Raw genomic sequence first — 15,631 nt, 5'->3', positions numbered from 1 at the left:
TCGCCGGATCCAGCGGCCGTGTGCCGCCGCGGGCGAAGCCGTGGCCAGCTACATCGGATCGGTCGGCCAAGCCCACGAAGGCCGTGAAGGCATTGCCGGTCTCGCCTACCGCGTGCTGTCCGCCTGCTGGATGCTGGAGCGCCAGGGCGAGGACCAAGCGCGCGTCCCGGCCGCGGCCATGTTCGGCGAAGGCGGCCGGGCGCAGGTCGGCGAGGCGATCGGGCGGCTCCGCGCAGCGGTCGGCGGCAACCTGCCCGTGGCGGGGCCGGTCGTCGCACCGCCCCTGCCCGCGGCCGAGCTCGAAAGCCTGGCCCGGTGCCTGGCGCATGACGGCGCCGCTGCCGCAGTGCCACGGCCGGAGCCTGCAGGCGGATAGCCGGCCCGCGGGGCAAGCACGGCCGCCGCACAGTGGCCGGTTGCGGTTGCCCCGGTCCGGCGGCCCGGCGTTAGCCTGCGACGGCAGGCCAAGGCCCAATAGCGGTTCGCGGCCTTTGTGCGGTAAACCTGTCGTCGCCATGGAAACGGGGCCATGGCAAGGTCGTCGGCAACGCATGCCCCCGCCCGCGTGTGCAGGGACCGAGCATGGATCGGATTGCGCAATCACCCGGCGGCTGGCGCCGCCTGTGTTCCGGACTGGGCCTGGCGGCGCTGCTGCTGGCCACGGCATTCACGCTGGCCGCATCGCCGGCTGCCACGGCCGCGCCGAAGGCAACGCCGGACGGCGGGGCCGCGCCTGCGGCGGCCGCGCCTGCGGCGGCCGCGCCTGCGGCGGCCGCGCCGGCCCTCGCCTTCAACGAAGCCACGGTCCGCTTCTACAACCGCGACATCGCCACCCTGCGCACCGAGTTCATGGGCCGCGACCCGCAGTTGCGCGCACGCACCGCGGAGGCGGCGATCGCCCGCGCCTTCGAGCGTTTCGGCGCGGCCAAGCTCGAGTTCAGGGAATCCTCGGAAGGGACGCTGGTGCTGCTGTCCGGTGAGCTGGTCATGCTCCTGGCCCCCGGCGACCTGGACGTCCTCAACGGCGAGACGATGGAGCAGGCGCGCGCCGGCATCGAGCGCCGCCTGGGCGATGCGTTGGCCGTGGCCTATCACGAGCAGGCACCGATGCGCCTGGCGCAGGGCGTGCTGTGGTCGCTGCTGGCCACCGCCGTCGCCATCGCCCTGGCGGTGGCCGCACTCTGGCTGGGCCGCCGCATCCGCACCGTCGCGCGCACGCGGCTGCAGCGACGCATCGATTCCACCCCGGAGGGTTCGCTGCACCACGTGCTCACCGGCGTGCGCATCGTCGGCGACTGGCTGCTGAAGATCCTGGTCGCGGTCGGCCTGTTCGTGATCGCCGAGGAGTGGGTGCGCTTCGTCCTCGACCAGTTCGGCTTCACCCGGCCCTGGGCCGATGCGATGACCGGCTGGATGCTCGGCCTGCTGCGGGGCTGGGGCCAGGCCATCGCCGCGGCCATGCCCGGCCTGTTCGCCGCGCTGCTGATCTTCCTGCTGGCGCGGCTGCTCACCCGCAGCGTCGCCCTCACTTTCCGCGGCGTGGCCGAGGGGCGCTTCAAGCTGTTCGGCATCGACCAGGTGCTGGCCGAACCGACCCGCAAGATCATCAACGTGGTGGTCTGGCTGTTCGCGCTGGTGATGGCCTATCCCTACCTGCCCGGCTCCGATACCGATGCGTTCAAGGGCCTGAGCGTGCTGGTCGGCCTGATGATCTCGCTGGGCGCGTCGAGCATCGTCGGCCAGGCGGCCGGCGGCCTGACCATCCTCTACTCGCGGACCATGACCGTGGGCGACTACGTCAGGTGCGGCGATGTCGAAGGCACGGTGCTGCAGATCGGCATCTTCACCACGCACCTGCGCACCCTGGCCGGGGTCGAGGTCAGCATCCCGAACAACGTCGTGCTGGGCGGCCAACTGCACAACTATTCGCGCCACCCCGACGGGCCGGGCATGTGGCTGGAGACCGGCGTCACCATCGGCTACGACACGCCATGGCGGCAGGTGCACCGGCTGCTGCTGGAAGCGGCGTCGAGGACTTCCGGGATTTCCGCCGACCCGCAGCCGTTCGTGCTGCAGACGGCGCTGTCGGATTTCTACGTCGACTACCGGCTGCGCGTGCGCGTGGCGCAGACCCTGCTGCGGATGAAGATCCTCAGCGAACTGCACGCGCAGATCCAGGATGCCTTCAACGCCGAGGGCGTGCAGATCATGTCGCCGAACTACGAGGCCGACCCGGATTCGCCGAAGCTGGTGCCGCGCGAGCACTGGGAGCGGTTGCCGGCACCGGTCGCCGCGGATGCGCCGCCGCCGCGGGAGTGATGTCCTGGACGCGCGGCCTGTTCAACGGCAGGCCGCGGCCACCTGCCGGTCGGCGGCGCGCCGGACCTCGATCTTCCGGCCGGCCTTGCCCATCGCGTCCAGCTCGCGGTCGCGCTTGTCGCGCGCCGCAGCGCAGGCTCCGATCGAGGACGCAGCCACGGCCCGGCTCGCGGTGCCCCGCCGGGTTGTCGCGCGCGGCTTCGCAGCGCGCCTGGCCGCGGCCTGCTGGATCATGCGCAGGCGCTCGAGATCGGCCGCCGCGGGAGGCGTGTACTCGATGGCAGGCCAGGCCTGCGCGGTGACCTGGCCGACCGCGCAGGGGCTGGACTGGTAGCTGGTGCCGCCGCCGTCCATGCACTTGTAGACCTGGGCCGCGGCCGCGGCTGGCAACGCCAGCAGCAGCAGCGCCGGCAGCCACTTCGATGCGGGCATTCCCTGCCCTCCGTTCCACCCGTCCTGCGTGCAGCCTGCCGCGTGGCGCCGGCGAAGGGCATTGGCCGCGCACCTTCGCGCGTGTAGGAATCCGCCGCGCGGTCATCGCAGCGCGTGTGCGGCGCTGCCTACAGCGACGTTGCGCTACCTACAGCGACGTTGCGCTACCTACAGCGACGTTTCCACGTAGGCGATGATGTAGTTCGAGCCGCCGTTGACGCTGCCCAGCAGCCGCGAGCTGGCGAAGATGCCGGAGCGGTGCGAGATGCCCAGGCCGAAGTAGGTCTGCTTGAGCCGCTCGGAACGGAACAGGTCGCCCAGGCTGATGTCGATGCTGGGATCCAGGTAGTTGAGCAGCTTGGACGTGGGCCGTTCCCGCCGGTCCTGGCTGATCACTTCCGGCGACGGCACGTGGTTGGCATAGGAAATGCCGAAGCCCATGCCGATCCGGGTATTGACCCGGTGGCTCCACGGGAAGCCGTAGAAGAAGCCCTTCATGTACGCGTCGAACTGCCAGCCATCGGGCTGGATGTCGTTCATCTCGTTGCGGTACAGGAAGCCGAGGTAGCCGTGGAAATCCACCGGCCAGCCGTTGACCCGCTCCACGAACGGCTTGCCCCAGTGCACGCCGGTGACGCTGCTGGGGTTCTCGTGGTCCAGCGAGGTGCAGCTGAGGGTCATGATCTTGGCCATGTGGCAGCCCTCGCCCGACGCCCGGCCGTAGAACACCTTCAGCAGGGTCGGCACGCCGTCGTCGTCCCAGCGCGCGATCGGCGTGCCGAAGTCGTACACCGTGCCGACGAACAGCGACGGATGCAGGGTGTCGTCGCGGATGATCGGGCTGTCGCGGACCACGCTGTCGTGCACGGTCACCGCCACGCCGCCGAGCAGGCGCCAGTTCTCCAGGAAGCTCCAGGTGCCGTACAGGCCGACGGTGAAGTCGATGCCGCTGCCCGGCGCATAGGCTGGGCGCTCCGGGGTGGCTTCGTCCGGCTCGACGCCGTAGTAGTAGTTGTTGAGGTCGGCGCTGCGAAAGGAAACCGTCGCATCGGGGCGCAGCACCCAGCGCTCGCCGCGCCAGGTGTGCGAATAGCCCAGCCGCAGCTCGTCGCCGCCGGAAGCGCCGGTCACGTCGTGCAGGACCGTGCCGCGCAGCGTGCCCCAGGGGGCGTCGTAGCGGTAACGCACGCCCAGGTCGCCGCCGGCCTCGCGCGGGGTCATCCCTTCGAGCACGTCGGGGACGTCGTCCAGCGGGAAGCCTTCCAGGCGCCGCGACAGGAACAGGTCCAGGCGCTGGCCATCGTCGTCCACCAGCTTGATGCCGGCACGATCGGCGTTGACGAACATGCGCTCGCCTTCGTACAGGTACAGCGGCAGCAGGTCCATGCGCGCGCCGGCGTCGAGGTACGGCGATTCCTCCAGGTGGTAGATGAAGCCCAGGCCCGCGCTCCCCGGTTCGTCCAGCAGGTCGGCGATCGCATCGGTGTCGACCTGGGCCCGTGCGGCGGGGCTGGCCAGCACGGCGGCCAGGGCCAATGCCAGCAGGGAGCCCGGCGCCGGCTTGCGCACCGGATGTGCAGGGAGGGTGCGCTGCCGGGTCGGTGGGGTCATCGGCTGGATCCGGTGCGTGGGGGGAAGGCCGGGTACGCGCGGAAAGTGGATTCCTGGCGTGCCCTGGCCGGTATTGCGGTGGACCTCAGGACTCCACCGGATCGCGGATCAGCGGGCAGGTCATGCAGTGCCCGCCGCCGCGGCCGCGGCCGAGCTCGGCGCCAACGATGGTGACCACTTCGATGCCTTCCTTGCGCAGCGCGGTGTTGGTGGTCACGTTGCGGTCGTAGGCCATGACTACGCCCGGCGACAGCGCCACCAGGTTGTTGCCGCTGTCCCACTGCGAGCGCTCGGCCGCGTAGTGGTCGCCGCCGGCCGGCACCATGCGCAGCTTCTTCAGCCCCAGCGCCTCGGCGACCACGTCGTTGAAGTGCTTCTTCTCCACCGTCGCCTCGAACCCGGGCGCCTTGTCGCTCGGCCGCAGCGTGATCGGGGTGATCTGGTCGACGATGCCGGGGAAATAGGTCGCCACGTCGCGGTCGGCGAAGGTGAACACCGTGTCCAGGTGCATCGCCGAACGCAGCTTGGGCATGGAGGCCACGATCACCCGCTCCACCGCCTTGTTGTCGAACAGCGACTTGGCCACCTGGGTGATCGCGGTGCGCGAGCTGCGCTCGCTCATGCCGATCAGGACCACGCCGTTGCCCGGCACCAGCACGTCGCCGCCTTCCAGGGTGGCGTTGCCGTGGTCCACGGTGGGGTCGCCGTACCACACCGGGAAGCCGGCGTTGGCGAAATCGGGGTGGAAGCGGTAGATCGCGGCTGTGAGGATGGTCTCCTCGTGCCGTGCCGGCCAGTACAGCGGGTTGAGGGTCACCCCGCCGTAGATCCAGCAGGTGGTGTCGCGGGTGTAGAGCATGTTCGGCAGCGGCGGCAGCAGGTAGCCGAACATGTCGGGTACCGTGCGCACCGCGCGCAGGATCGGCCCGGCGAAATCGTCCGGCATCTCGAGCACGCTCAAGCCGCCGATCAGCGCGTTGGCCAGGTCCTGCGGCGGCAGGCTGTCCAGGTAGGCGCGCACATCGGCCATGACGTCCAAGCCGACCTCGTTGGCGTTGACCTGGTGGTCGAGGATCCACTTGCGCGCCTCGGGCAGCGCCACGGTCTCGGCCAGCATCTGGTGCATCTCGACCACGTCCACGCCGCGGTCGCGCATCTTGGAGACGAAGTCGAAGTGGTCGCGGCGGGCGTTGTCCACCCACATCACGTCGTCGAACAGCAGGTCGTCCTTGTTGCGCGGGGTGAGGCGCATGTGCGCGGTACCCGGCGAACAGACCAGCACCTTGCGCAGCATGCCGACTTCCGAATGGACGCCGTAGACAGGTCCAGTAGCCATGCAGATCCTCCCTGGGGTGTGGTGGCGATCATTCCGTGCAGGCCGAGTCGGCCTTGCGCCGCGTACCGCCAGCCGCAGTGCTTCGCCCGTGCGTGGCGGTCATCTTGTCACCGGGGCCGGCCAGCTGTCGATTGCGGACGGGCATCCGCTTGAGCGTCGCCGTGCCGCTTTGCTCACGCGGATTTAACCTCCGGCCTCCATACCCTGTCCACGACGCTTCACGCGCTCTTGAAGGGAAGCGCAGGCACCCGACCCTCTCTCCATGAGTCCCTATCGAGTTTTCCCCAGACGGAGCATCGAATGAAGCATCAAGTCATCGCAGGCAGCGCAATCCTGGTGTTGGGCGTACTGGCCGCGTCCGGCTGCGCCAGCCACACGAGTCCCAACACCTTCAACCGCTCCGAGGTCGGGCGCCAGCAGACGGTGGAGGCCGGCACGGTCACCGGCGTGCGCCCGGTGACGATCCAGCAGCAGGGCGGCACCGTCGCCACCGCGACCGGCGCGGTCCTGGGTGGCCTGGCCGGCAGCACGATTGGTGGCGGCCGCGGCCAGACCGCCGCCACGGTCGGCGGCGCGGTCGCCGGTGGCGCGGCGGGCCAGGCGGCGGCCAGCAGTACCCGACCGGGCATGGAGGTCACCGTGCAACTGGATTCCGGGCGCACGATCGCGGTGGTCCAGGAAGGCGACCCCAATGCGTTCCGCGTCGGCGACCGGGTCAACGTGGCGTCCGACGGCGTCACCACTCGGGTCACCCGCTGAGTCCTGCGGCACCTGCGCGCAGCCGCGTGGCTGCCGGCGAAAGCGAAACGCCCCGCTCCGCGGGGCGTTTCCTTTTTCAGGCGGCGGCGATGCCCGATGACCGCCGGGTCGTCACAATACGATGTAGCCGGTCGCGATCCAGTACACGCCGATGATCGCGGCGATGCTGGCAAGCACGAACACCACCAGGTCCGCGGTGCGGTCGAAGAGCTTCTTGCCCTGCTCGCGCCGCGCCCAGAAATACAGGGCGCTGCCCGGCGCATACAGGATCGCCGACAGCACGATGAACTTGAACCCGCCGGCATAGAGCAGGAAGCCGGTATACACCACCGCCACCGCGGCGATGAAGATGTCGCGCGAGCGCGCCGAGTCCGGCCCGCTCTCGTAGGTGTCCCCGCGCGTGGTGAGCTTCATCGCGTAGCCGGCCACCAGCAGGAACGGGATCAGCGCCATGGCGCTGGTCAGGTTCAGCATCAGCGCGAAGGCGTCGTTGGACCAGTAGGTGCTGATCACGATCAGCTGCACCACTATGTTGGACGCCCACAGCGCCGCGGCGGGCACCTTGGCCTTGTTCTCGCGGGCGAAGACCGCCGGCATGTCGCGGGTGCGCGCGGCGGCGGACATCACCTCGGCGCAGATCAGCGACCAGGCCAGGTACGCGCCCAGCACCGAGACCATCAGGCCCAGGCTCACGAACACCGCGCCCCACGGCCCGACCACCGCTTCCAGCACGCCGGCCATCGACGGCTGGCGGATCGCAGCGATCTCCCCGCGCTCCAGCACCGCGTACGGCAGCAGGGTCACCAGCACCATCAGCGCGGTCACCGAGAGGAAGCCGACGATGGTGGCGAAGCCGACGTCCTTGCGCTCCTTCGCATAGCGCGAATAGACGCTCGCGCCCTCGATGCCCAGGAACACGAACACGGTGACGAACATCGTCGCCTTCACCTGCTCCAGGATCCCGCCCTCCAGGCCCGCGCCGTAGAAGTTGAACCGGAACATGTCCAGCTTGAAGGCGAAGAACAGGATCAGGATGAACGCCAGGATCGGCACGATCTTGGCGAAGGTGACCACCAGGTTGATCGCCGCCGCCTGCTGGATGCCGCGCAGGATCATGAAGTGGAACAGCCAGATGCCGGTCGAGGCGACCAGGATCGCGACCACGGTGTTGCCGTCGCCGAACACCGGGAAGAACGCGCCCAGGGTCGACTTGATCAGCACCCAGTAGGAGACGTTGCCGATGCAGCTGCCGATCCAGTAGCCGAAGGCGGACAGGAAGCCCGGGTAGTCGCCATAGCCTTCCTTCGCGTAGGCGAACACGCCGGCGTCCAGGTGCGGCTTGCGTTCGGCCAGGAACTGGAACACCCGCGCCAGCATGTACATGCCGGTGCCGGCGATGATCCAGGCGATGACCGCGCCCAGCGGACCGGTCGCGCCGGCGAAGGTGCGCGGCAGCGAGAAGATGCCCGCTCCGACCATGCTGCCGATCACCATCGCGGTCAGCTGTATCCGTGACATCTTCCCCGCTGCAGCCATGGGCTTCCCCTCGGAGGCCGCCCGATGCGGGCGACAGGTCGGCCCATGCTGTGGGGCCGGCTCGTCAAAGGCAACCGGAGGGGAATGAGGGCCCGGAGCCGGATTGGCGCTCCATCGGCGGCCGGCAATGAATCTCTGCGGTGAGCAACCCTGCGGCGGAGAAATAAATGACATAGATATATCAATTAGATACATGATATTCATCATGTATTGCTGGACACTGGACCAAGCCTTGACCTTGGACCCGACTCCAGGGGCGACAATGGCCCTGTCTCCACTGGAGTCCGCGATGAACATCGGACAGCTGGCCCGGGCCACGGGCGTCCCCGTCGACACCATCCGCTACTACGAACGCGAGCAGGTGCTGCCGCCCGCGCGGCGACGGCCCAACGGCTACCGCGACTACGCCGCCGAAGACGCGCGGCGGTTGCGCTTCATCCGCCGCGCCAAGGAACTCGGCTTCGCGCTGGAGGAGATCCGCGGCCTGCTCGACCTGGGCGAGAAGGGTGACGCCGGCGGCGCGGACATGGCCGCCGTGCGCAGCGCGGCGCGGGAGAAACTCGCCCTGGTGGAAGCACGCATCGCCGAACTGGCGCGCGTGCGCGATGCGCTGCGCGACCTGGTCGAAGCCTGCCCCGGGCATGGGGCACTGACCGGCTGCCCGATCATGGCGGCGCTCGCCGGAGAGGCGGCATGAACACGAGCTCCGGTCCGCACGGACACCCCGCGTCCTGTTGCCATGCCCATGCCGGCACGCCGCAGGACCAGGCCGTCGCCGACCCGGCGAAGGTGATCGATCCAGTCTGCGGCATGAGCGTGGATCCCGCACGCACGCCGCACCATGGCGAGTACGACGGCCGCACCTGGCACTTCTGCTCGGCGCGCTGCCGCGAGCGCTTCCTCGCCGAACCCGCACGCTTCCTCGCCCCACCCGGCACGGCTGCCGAAGAGGCGCCCGCCCCGCCCGGCACCCTCTACACCTGCCCGATGGATCCGGAGATCGTGCGCGATGCGCCGGGCATCTGCCCGATCTGCGGCATGGCGCTGGAACCGATGATGCCGTCGCTGGACGATGGCGAGAACCCGGAGCTGGTCGATTTCCGCCGCCGCTTCTGGTGGACGCTGCCGTTGACCGCGTTGACCATGCTGCTGGCGATGGGCGGCAACCTGTTCCCGTGGCTGCCGGCGACCACGCGCACCTGGCTGGAACTGGCCCTGGCCACGCCGGTGGTGCTGTGGGCGGGCTGGCCGTTCCTGCAGCGCTGGGCGGTGTCCATCACCACCCGCCACCTGAACATGTGGACCCTGATCGGCACCGGCGTGCTGGCCGCCTACGGCTACAGCGTGGTCGCGGCGCTGGCGCCGGGGCTGTTCCCGCCCGCGTTCCACGAGCATGGCCGCGTCGGCGTGTACTTCGAGGCGGCCGCGGTGATCGTCTCGCTGACCCTGCTTGGCCAGCTGCTCGAACTCAAGGCGCGCTCGCGCACCAGTTCTGCGATCCGTGCCCTGCTTGAACTGGCACCCACCACCGCGCGCCGCCTGCGTGCCGACGGCGGCGAAGAGGACGTGCCGCTGGCCGACGTCCAGGCCGGCGACCGCCTGCGCGTGCGCCCCGGCGAGAAGGTGCCGGTGGACGGCACCGTGCTGGAAGGCCGCTCGCACATCGACGAATCCATGCTCACCGGCGAACCGATGCCAGTGGCCAAGGCCCCCGGCGACAGCGTGGTCGGCGCCACCCTCAACGGCAGCGGCGCACTGGTGATGCAGGCCACCCGTGTCGGCGAGGCCACGGTGCTGGCGCGCATCGTGCAGCTGGTGGCGCAGGCGCAGCGCTCGCGCGCGCCGATGCAGAAGCTGGCCGACCGCGTCTCCTACTGGTTCGTGCTCGGCGTGATCGGCGTCGCCGTGCTCGCCCTCCTCGGCTGGGGCCTGTTCGGGCCCGAGCCATCCTGGACCCGCGCGGTGCTGCACGCGGTCTCGGTGCTGATCATCGCCTGCCCCTGCGCGCTGGGGCTGGCCACGCCGATGTCGGTGATGGTCGCCACCGGGCGCGCGGCCCAGGCCGGCGTGCTGTTCCGCGATGCCGAAGCGATCGAGCGCCTGCGCGAAGTCGACACCGTCATCGTCGACAAGACCGGCACGCTGACCGAGGGCCGCCCCGCGTTCGACGAGGTCGTCGCGCTGGCGCCGCTGGACGAGAACCACATCCTGCACCTGTCCGCCAGCCTCGACGCCGGCAGCGAACATCCGCTGGCCACGGCGATCGTCGGCGAGGCACGCCGGCGCGGCATGGTGCTGTCGCCGGTGGAAGACTTCGAGTCGGGCGCCGGCACCGGCGTGCGCGGCCGCGTCGACGGTCACGCGCTGCTGCTGGGCTCACCGGCGCTGATGCACACCGAGGGCGTGGACGTGTCCGCGCTCGAGGAGCGCGCGACGGCGCTGCGCGACCAGGGCGCCAGCGTCATGTTCCTCGCCATCGACGGCCGCACCGCCGGACTGCTTGCGGTATCCGACCCGGTGAAGGCGTCCACGCCCGAGGCGCTGGAGCGGCTGCACGCGGCCGGCCTGCGCATCGTCATGGCCAGCGGCGACGGCGAAGGCACCGCCCGCGCGGTCGGCCAGCGGCTGGGCATCGACGAAGTGCACGGCGAAATGACCCCGGCCGGCAAGGTCGAACTCGGGCACCGCCTCCACGGCGAAGGCCGCCGCGTGGCCATGGCCGGCGACGGCATCAACGACGCGCCCGCGCTCGCCGCCGCCGACATCGGCATCGCCATGGGCACCGGCACCGACGTGGCCATGTCCAGCGCCCAGGTGACCCTGGTCAAGGGCGACCTGCGCGGCATCGCCGACGCGATCGCGATCTCCGCCGCCGCCGTGCGCAACATGCGCCAGAACCTGGGTTTCGCCCTGCTCTACAACGCCCTGGGCGTGCCGATCGCCGCCGGTGCGCTGTATCCGTTCACCGGCCTGGTGATGTCGCCGATGCTCGCGGCGCTGGCGATGAGCCTCAGCTCGGTGTCGGTCGTGGGCAACGCACTTCGCCTGCGTTTCGCGGGCGGGCGGGATGGCTGAGCGCCGGAACAAAAAAACGGGCCCGCATTGCGGGCCCATCCTGGTGTTGCTCGTATTGGCGTCCCCACGGGGATTCGAACCCCGGTCGCTACCGTGAAAGGGTTGGATTTCCGGTCCGCGCCGGTTCGCGATAGTTCGCCTTAGTTCCTCATAACCTACTGATTGCTTTCCTTTTTCGTTCCGCTGGAGGACGATAGAGCCCGCCGGGGTCCGGGCCGGTAAGTTACCGAAGTTTACCGATGTTTCCCGGTCGCAACCGTGTCGTTACCGTCCAGAGGAAGCGTCCCATGAAGCAACTCCGCCGCAAGCCAGCCCCCGCCCGCCTCGGCACCGCCGAATCGCGCGCCAAGCTCCGCATCCAAGCCGAACCCTATTGGGCACAGATCACCCCCGGAACCTCGCTCGGCTACTACAAGGGCGAGCGGGACCGTAGCTGGTTCGTCCGGCAGCGCTCCGGTGGCCGCTACGTCAAGACCCGGATCGGCACGCCGGACGATCACGCTGTTGCTGATGGCGTGGTCGTGCTGTCCCATACCCAAGCCCTGAACAAGGCACTGACCGTCCAAGTCGATCAGCGCACCCCTGCGCCGCGTCACTACGGGGACGGCCTGACGCTGAATGCCGTCATGGAGCGATACATTGACGAGCATCTGGACGGTCGCGGCTCCCAACTCATCACCCGCCAGCAATGGAAGCGCCACATTGAGAACGGAATCGGGCGGAAGATGGTGACGGCGCTGGACGATGGGGAGCTGAAGAAGTGGCTCAAGGCGATGATCGCGAAGCCGCCGACGATTCGCGGCAAGGCGCAGGAGTACAACCCCAACGACCCCGACCAGCTCCGGCAGCGCAAGGCAACTGCGAACCGCTCGCTGACAATGGTCAAGGCCGCGCTCAATTGGGGCCGGGGCGAAGGCAAGCTGATTGCCGCAGACGCGCCGCAATGGTGGCGGGACGTTAAGCCGTTCGCGCTCGGCGAAGAGCCGGAGCCGCGCATGCTCGACACCAGCGAGGTCAAGCGGCTCCTCAATGCCGCCCCGACAGACCTTCGCACGCTGCTTCAAGGAGCGCTGATGACCGGTGCACGCCGGGGCGAGCTGGTCACGCTGCGCTGCCGCTCCTATGACCCCGAGACAAAGACCCTCCGCATCTACCAGTCCAAGACCGGCAAGACCCTAACCCAGCCGCTTACGCCTGACGGCGCGGACCTATTCGATTCGTTGACGGCTGGACGGGAGATGGATGAGCCGATCTTCACCCGTGAGGATGGCCGGCAGTGGGCACCTGGCGATGTGACGAAGCCAATGGCCGCAGCGGTCGCGGCGGCGAAGCTTGATGACGTTTCGTTCAAGACGATGCGCGCCACCTACGGGAAGCTGCTGCTGGTGGCGACAAAAGACATTGAGCTGGTCGCCAAGGCACTCGGCCACAGTGACAGCCGGATCACGCGCAAGCACTATGCCCGCTACCTCACTGATGACCTTGCGCGCGGCATTGCGATGATGCCCTCACTCGGGATCAAGGTGGACAAGAAGGTGACGCGGATTGCCGGGGGTAAGTCGTGAGCAAGAAGCAGCTTCCACCCCTGCTCGATGAACTCCTTGATTCGCTCAATGGCCCTCCTACCGACGCATACCGTGCGGAGCTAGACGCCGCAGCGAAGCACATGGCTACAGGGGCCAGCGTCGCGGCAGGCGGCAGTAAAGGGGCAGCAGCAAGCAAAGCGACCCGCAGAGGCCCAGACTCGAAGCGCGCGGCCATCCTCGCGGCAGCTACGGAATACAAAGGCCCGGAAGGCGCCCGGATTGCCACAATCGTCCGGACGTTGACGCGACAAGGAATGGCAGTTGATGCGTCCTATGTTCGCCGCGTGCTGAGAAAGCCGGGACTGTAGCTCCCTCCGTCCCGGCTTAGGCCCGGAAACTCCGCTCCGAACCGCGATAGTTCGCGGCGGAGTCGGAACGATGAAGACCAAAGAGCTGCGGGACTTCGCTCCCTTTCCCGCTGCGTGCATTGACCGGGGCATCGGTAAGACGGTCGCGTATGACCTGCTCAACGGCGGCTTCCTCGACACGTTCAAGATCGGGCGCAGGCGCTACGTCTATCTCGACAGTCTGCTGACCATCGCGGACAAGGTGGAAGCCTACAACGAGCTTCCGCGAAGCCGCAGCGGCGCGACCGCATGAACGCCCGCAGCAAGGCCGCAGCGAAAGCCGTCAACAAGCTGCTAGAGCGCCAACGCTGCGCTGTGCGCAACGAAGACCCTGACCACCCCATCTACAAGGGTGTCGAGCAGCTTTTGCGCACGCTCACCTCGCTCAACGCGCGCCGTCTCGCCGGCCACCCCACGCCTCCGCCGGGAGTGCGTATGCACGCGGACTTGCTCTACCTGCTGGACGTCTTTTACGGGGCGAAAGAAAGCCGCGCGGGCGAACGGGGAGCACCGGAGTCGTTGGCGCTGGAAAGGCTTCAGGTCTTGATGATGGATGCGACGGGGGAGCTGGTGCCGCCAATGCTCAAGATCGCGAACAACCCGACACCGGAGCTTTGCGCCGATACGCGCGCGCAACTCAACACCATCAGTGAGCTGCTTCGAATGATCGAGGGAAAGCTGCGCAGAGGAGATGCGCAATGACGCCGCAGCTCTACCCAGGCGATCCGAAACCGGATGCGGCGCTGTTAAAGCTTATGCGCCAGCAACGGACGCTGCTGATCGACGCGATTCTGCTAATGATCGCGGGCGGCGCGCCTACCAACGCGGCACTGATCGAGGCGACCCGCATCTCAGTTCAACAGCGGGTGATGACGCTGATCCGCGAGTGGGGATCGGATCGCGCATGGGCAATTCTCGCGGCAACTGAGGCTGCGTTGATGCTTGAAGAGGCTGCGCCATGAACAAGCACACCGAAACGGCCAACGCGCTGCCGGACGAAGAGCTGACAGCGATCTTGGAGCAACTGCGCCCGAAGCCCGGTGAGCAGCGCTTGATGATGATGCGCAATGGCGTGCTTGACCTGTACATGACGCCGGAGTCCGCAAGGAACTTCCAAGCAATGTTGGAACGGATTGAAGCACTGGTCGCAGACCACGGCCACGAGCAAGCGCTGGCGATCTATGACGCGAGCATGGCCGCCACATTCAAATATCAGGGGACGCTTCAATGAGTAAGTTCGGCATTGGCGGCGGTTCCCCACCGAAGAAAGCCCCGGCCTCCGGCGTTGACCCTGCGGCAGCCCGCATGCTTGCGCAAGAGGAAGAGCTGGCCGCGCTCGCGCAGAAGATGCAACGCGAAGGTCGCGCACCTGACGCCATCACCGGAGCGCTGTGGGACGAAAACAACCGCTTCCCTGTGCCGCTGCCGGAGGAACGGCTGGACGCGCTGATCGCTCAGTGCATCGACAACTACAGCAAAGGCTACGCGCCTCGGCTGACGAAGGTTCCAATGGGCGGGTTCATGGGGAAGACCTATCCCCCGCCGCGCTTCATCGTGGACCAACTCATTCCGCGCAATGAAGTCACGCTCGGCGGCGGCCACGGCGGTTCCGGCAAGTCCATCCTCTTCCTTGCGATAGCGGCGCACGTAGCGAGCGGCATGGGCTGGGATCGTTTCGACGTTGAGCAATGCCCGGTGCTGTTTGTGTCTCTTGAAGACCAAGCCGGCCAGGTCATGAACCGACTTCAGCGAGTCATCAAGGAATACCTGCTGGACGCGGCAAAGGTTGAGCGCAACCTCCAAGTCATCGACGGAACCCTCAGCCCTGAACTGATGGTGGAGGTCAACGACCACGGAACCCATAACCTGTTGCCGACCCAGACGATGAATGAGCTTGAGGCGGCGGTTGGCGAGATTGGCGCGCGGCTCATCATCATCGACAACGCATCAGACGCCTTCGGCGGCAACGAGAACACGCGCCGCGACGTTCGCGCCTTCATCCGTCACCTCGCAGGGATTGCCCGTGCGAATGATGCGGCGGTTGTCCTGCTCGCTCATATCGACAAGGCCGCTGCGCGCAACGGTGCGAATGGCAACAGCTATTCGGGGTCCACCGCATGGCACAACTCGACCCGCTCGCGGCTGGCGCTGTTGGACGTTGAGGGGCAATTGCAGCTTCAACACGAAAAGCACAATCACTCGCAACGAGCTGAGCCGATCCCGCTGATGTGGACGGAAGACGGCGTGCTGGTGCCAGGGCGATCCTCGACGGCTGCTGCTGAGCGCGCTGAGCGGGAGAAGGAAGACATGAACGCGGCGCTGCTAGCAATGCGCGCGGCGCTTGGGCATGGGATTCAAGTCCCGGCTGCGGCCTCCGGCAACTCGACAAGCTGGCACGCCCTTGAACACCTGCCAGAAATGGAGGCGTTCCGCGCAGGTGATGGGAAGCGCCGGTTTCACTCCGCGCTGGTGGCGCTTCAAGCGGACAACCTGCTGGTGCGGCGCGAGTATCGCAACGAGCAACGCAAGCGGCGCGAAGCGTGGGAGATGACGGCGCTGGGTGAGGCTGCCGCTGGGAGGCTCGCGCCATGAACTCGACTTCTTCCCCAAAGCGCGCCAGTAGCGCGCCG

Annotated in this window: 15 protein-coding genes; 11 read left to right on the top strand and 4 right to left on the bottom strand. The window is 68.1% G+C overall.

Annotated elements, in window-relative coordinates; all coding sequences use genetic code 11:
- Positions 1–40 precede the first annotated feature (40 nt).
- Both CSC64_RS05925 and CSC64_RS05920 read left to right on the top strand, forming a co-directional pair.
- Positions 41–376 carry a hypothetical protein gene (locus tag CSC64_RS05925; RefSeq protein WP_162434406.1) on the top strand — a complete coding sequence of 112 codons (336 nt, stop codon included), beginning with the start codon at positions 41–43 and terminating at the stop codon, positions 374–376.
- A 206-nt stretch (positions 377–582) separates the two neighbouring features.
- Positions 583–2,319, top strand: coding sequence for a mechanosensitive ion channel family protein (locus tag CSC64_RS05920; protein WP_162434405.1), 1,737 nt, complete (start codon positions 583–585; stop codon positions 2,317–2,319).
- Between the two features lie 21 nt (positions 2,320–2,340).
- Here CSC64_RS05920 and CSC64_RS05915 read toward each other — a convergent pair whose 3' ends face one another.
- The 3 genes from CSC64_RS05915 to arcA all read right to left on the bottom strand — a co-directional run bounded on the left by CSC64_RS05915 (position 2,341) and on the right by arcA (position 5,698).
- Positions 2,341–2,751, bottom strand: coding sequence for a DUF4124 domain-containing protein (locus CSC64_RS05915; protein WP_162434404.1), 411 nt, complete (start codon positions 2,749–2,751; stop codon positions 2,341–2,343).
- Between the two features lie 168 nt (positions 2,752–2,919).
- The gene (locus CSC64_RS05910) at positions 2,920–4,362 is read right to left on the bottom strand and encodes a MipA/OmpV family protein (protein ID WP_162434403.1); all 1,443 of its coding nucleotides are present in this window, start codon (positions 4,360–4,362) and stop codon (positions 2,920–2,922) included.
- Between the two features lie 85 nt (positions 4,363–4,447).
- Positions 4,448–5,698 carry an arginine deiminase gene (arcA, locus tag CSC64_RS05905; protein ID WP_162434402.1) on the bottom strand — a complete coding sequence of 417 codons (1,251 nt, stop codon included), beginning with the start codon at positions 5,696–5,698 and terminating at the stop codon, positions 4,448–4,450.
- Between the two features lie 300 nt (positions 5,699–5,998).
- On the opposite strand from arcA, the gene CSC64_RS05900 reads away from it, so the two are divergent.
- Entirely contained in the window at positions 5,999–6,457 is a 459-nt protein-coding gene (locus CSC64_RS05900; protein ID WP_162434401.1) for an outer membrane lipoprotein, read from the top strand.
- A gap of 111 nt (positions 6,458–6,568) precedes the next feature.
- Here CSC64_RS05900 and CSC64_RS05895 read toward each other — a convergent pair whose 3' ends face one another.
- Positions 6,569–7,975, bottom strand: a complete 1,407-nt coding sequence (locus tag CSC64_RS05895; protein ID WP_202922319.1) for a basic amino acid/polyamine antiporter — start codon at positions 7,973–7,975, stop codon at positions 6,569–6,571.
- Between the two features lie 307 nt (positions 7,976–8,282).
- Here CSC64_RS05895 and CSC64_RS05890 point away from each other — a divergent pair, with 307 nt between their 5' ends.
- From CSC64_RS05890 to CSC64_RS05855, 8 genes are all read left to right on the top strand, one after another.
- Entirely contained in the window at positions 8,283–8,690 is a 408-nt protein-coding gene (locus CSC64_RS05890) for a heavy metal-responsive transcriptional regulator (RefSeq protein WP_162434399.1), read from the top strand.
- The gene (locus CSC64_RS05885; protein WP_162434398.1) at positions 8,687–11,068 is read left to right on the top strand and encodes a heavy metal translocating P-type ATPase; all 2,382 of its coding nucleotides are present in this window, start codon (positions 8,687–8,689) and stop codon (positions 11,066–11,068) included. The genes CSC64_RS05890 and CSC64_RS05885 overlap by 4 nt, the downstream gene beginning before the upstream one ends.
- A 287-nt stretch (positions 11,069–11,355) precedes the next feature.
- Positions 11,356–12,633 carry a tyrosine-type recombinase/integrase gene (locus CSC64_RS05880; protein WP_162434397.1) on the top strand — a complete coding sequence of 426 codons (1,278 nt, stop codon included), beginning with the start codon at positions 11,356–11,358 and terminating at the stop codon, positions 12,631–12,633.
- A gap of 399 nt (positions 12,634–13,032) precedes the next feature.
- Positions 13,033–13,254 carry a hypothetical protein gene (locus CSC64_RS05875; protein ID WP_162434396.1) on the top strand — a complete coding sequence of 74 codons (222 nt, stop codon included), beginning with the start codon at positions 13,033–13,035 and terminating at the stop codon, positions 13,252–13,254.
- Positions 13,251–13,703: a hypothetical protein gene (locus CSC64_RS05870; RefSeq protein WP_162434395.1), complete on the top strand. Its 453-nt coding sequence runs from the start codon at positions 13,251–13,253 to the stop codon at positions 13,701–13,703. Before CSC64_RS05875 ends, CSC64_RS05870 begins: the two co-directional genes overlap by 4 nt.
- Complete coding sequence (locus tag CSC64_RS05865) at positions 13,700–13,963, top strand: hypothetical protein (RefSeq protein ID WP_162434394.1); 264 nt, start codon at positions 13,700–13,702, stop codon at positions 13,961–13,963. Before CSC64_RS05870 ends, CSC64_RS05865 begins: the two co-directional genes overlap by 4 nt.
- Positions 13,960–14,232 (top strand): DUF695 domain-containing protein, encoded by a 273-nt coding sequence (locus CSC64_RS05860; protein WP_162434393.1) that lies wholly within the window; start codon positions 13,960–13,962, stop codon positions 14,230–14,232. The genes CSC64_RS05865 and CSC64_RS05860 overlap by 4 nt, the downstream gene beginning before the upstream one ends.
- Positions 14,229–15,593, top strand: coding sequence for an AAA family ATPase (locus tag CSC64_RS05855; RefSeq protein ID WP_162434392.1), 1,365 nt, complete (start codon positions 14,229–14,231; stop codon positions 15,591–15,593). The genes CSC64_RS05860 and CSC64_RS05855 overlap by 4 nt, the downstream gene beginning before the upstream one ends.
- Positions 15,594–15,631: the final 38 nt, after the last annotated feature.

It is taken from the genome of Pseudoxanthomonas koreensis, assembly GCF_010093225.1.
Classification (GTDB): Bacteria; Pseudomonadota; Gammaproteobacteria; order Xanthomonadales; family Xanthomonadaceae; genus Pseudoxanthomonas; species Pseudoxanthomonas koreensis.
Note: the sequence above shows the minus strand (reverse complement) of the source record. Positions and strands in the feature narration are given on the sequence as shown.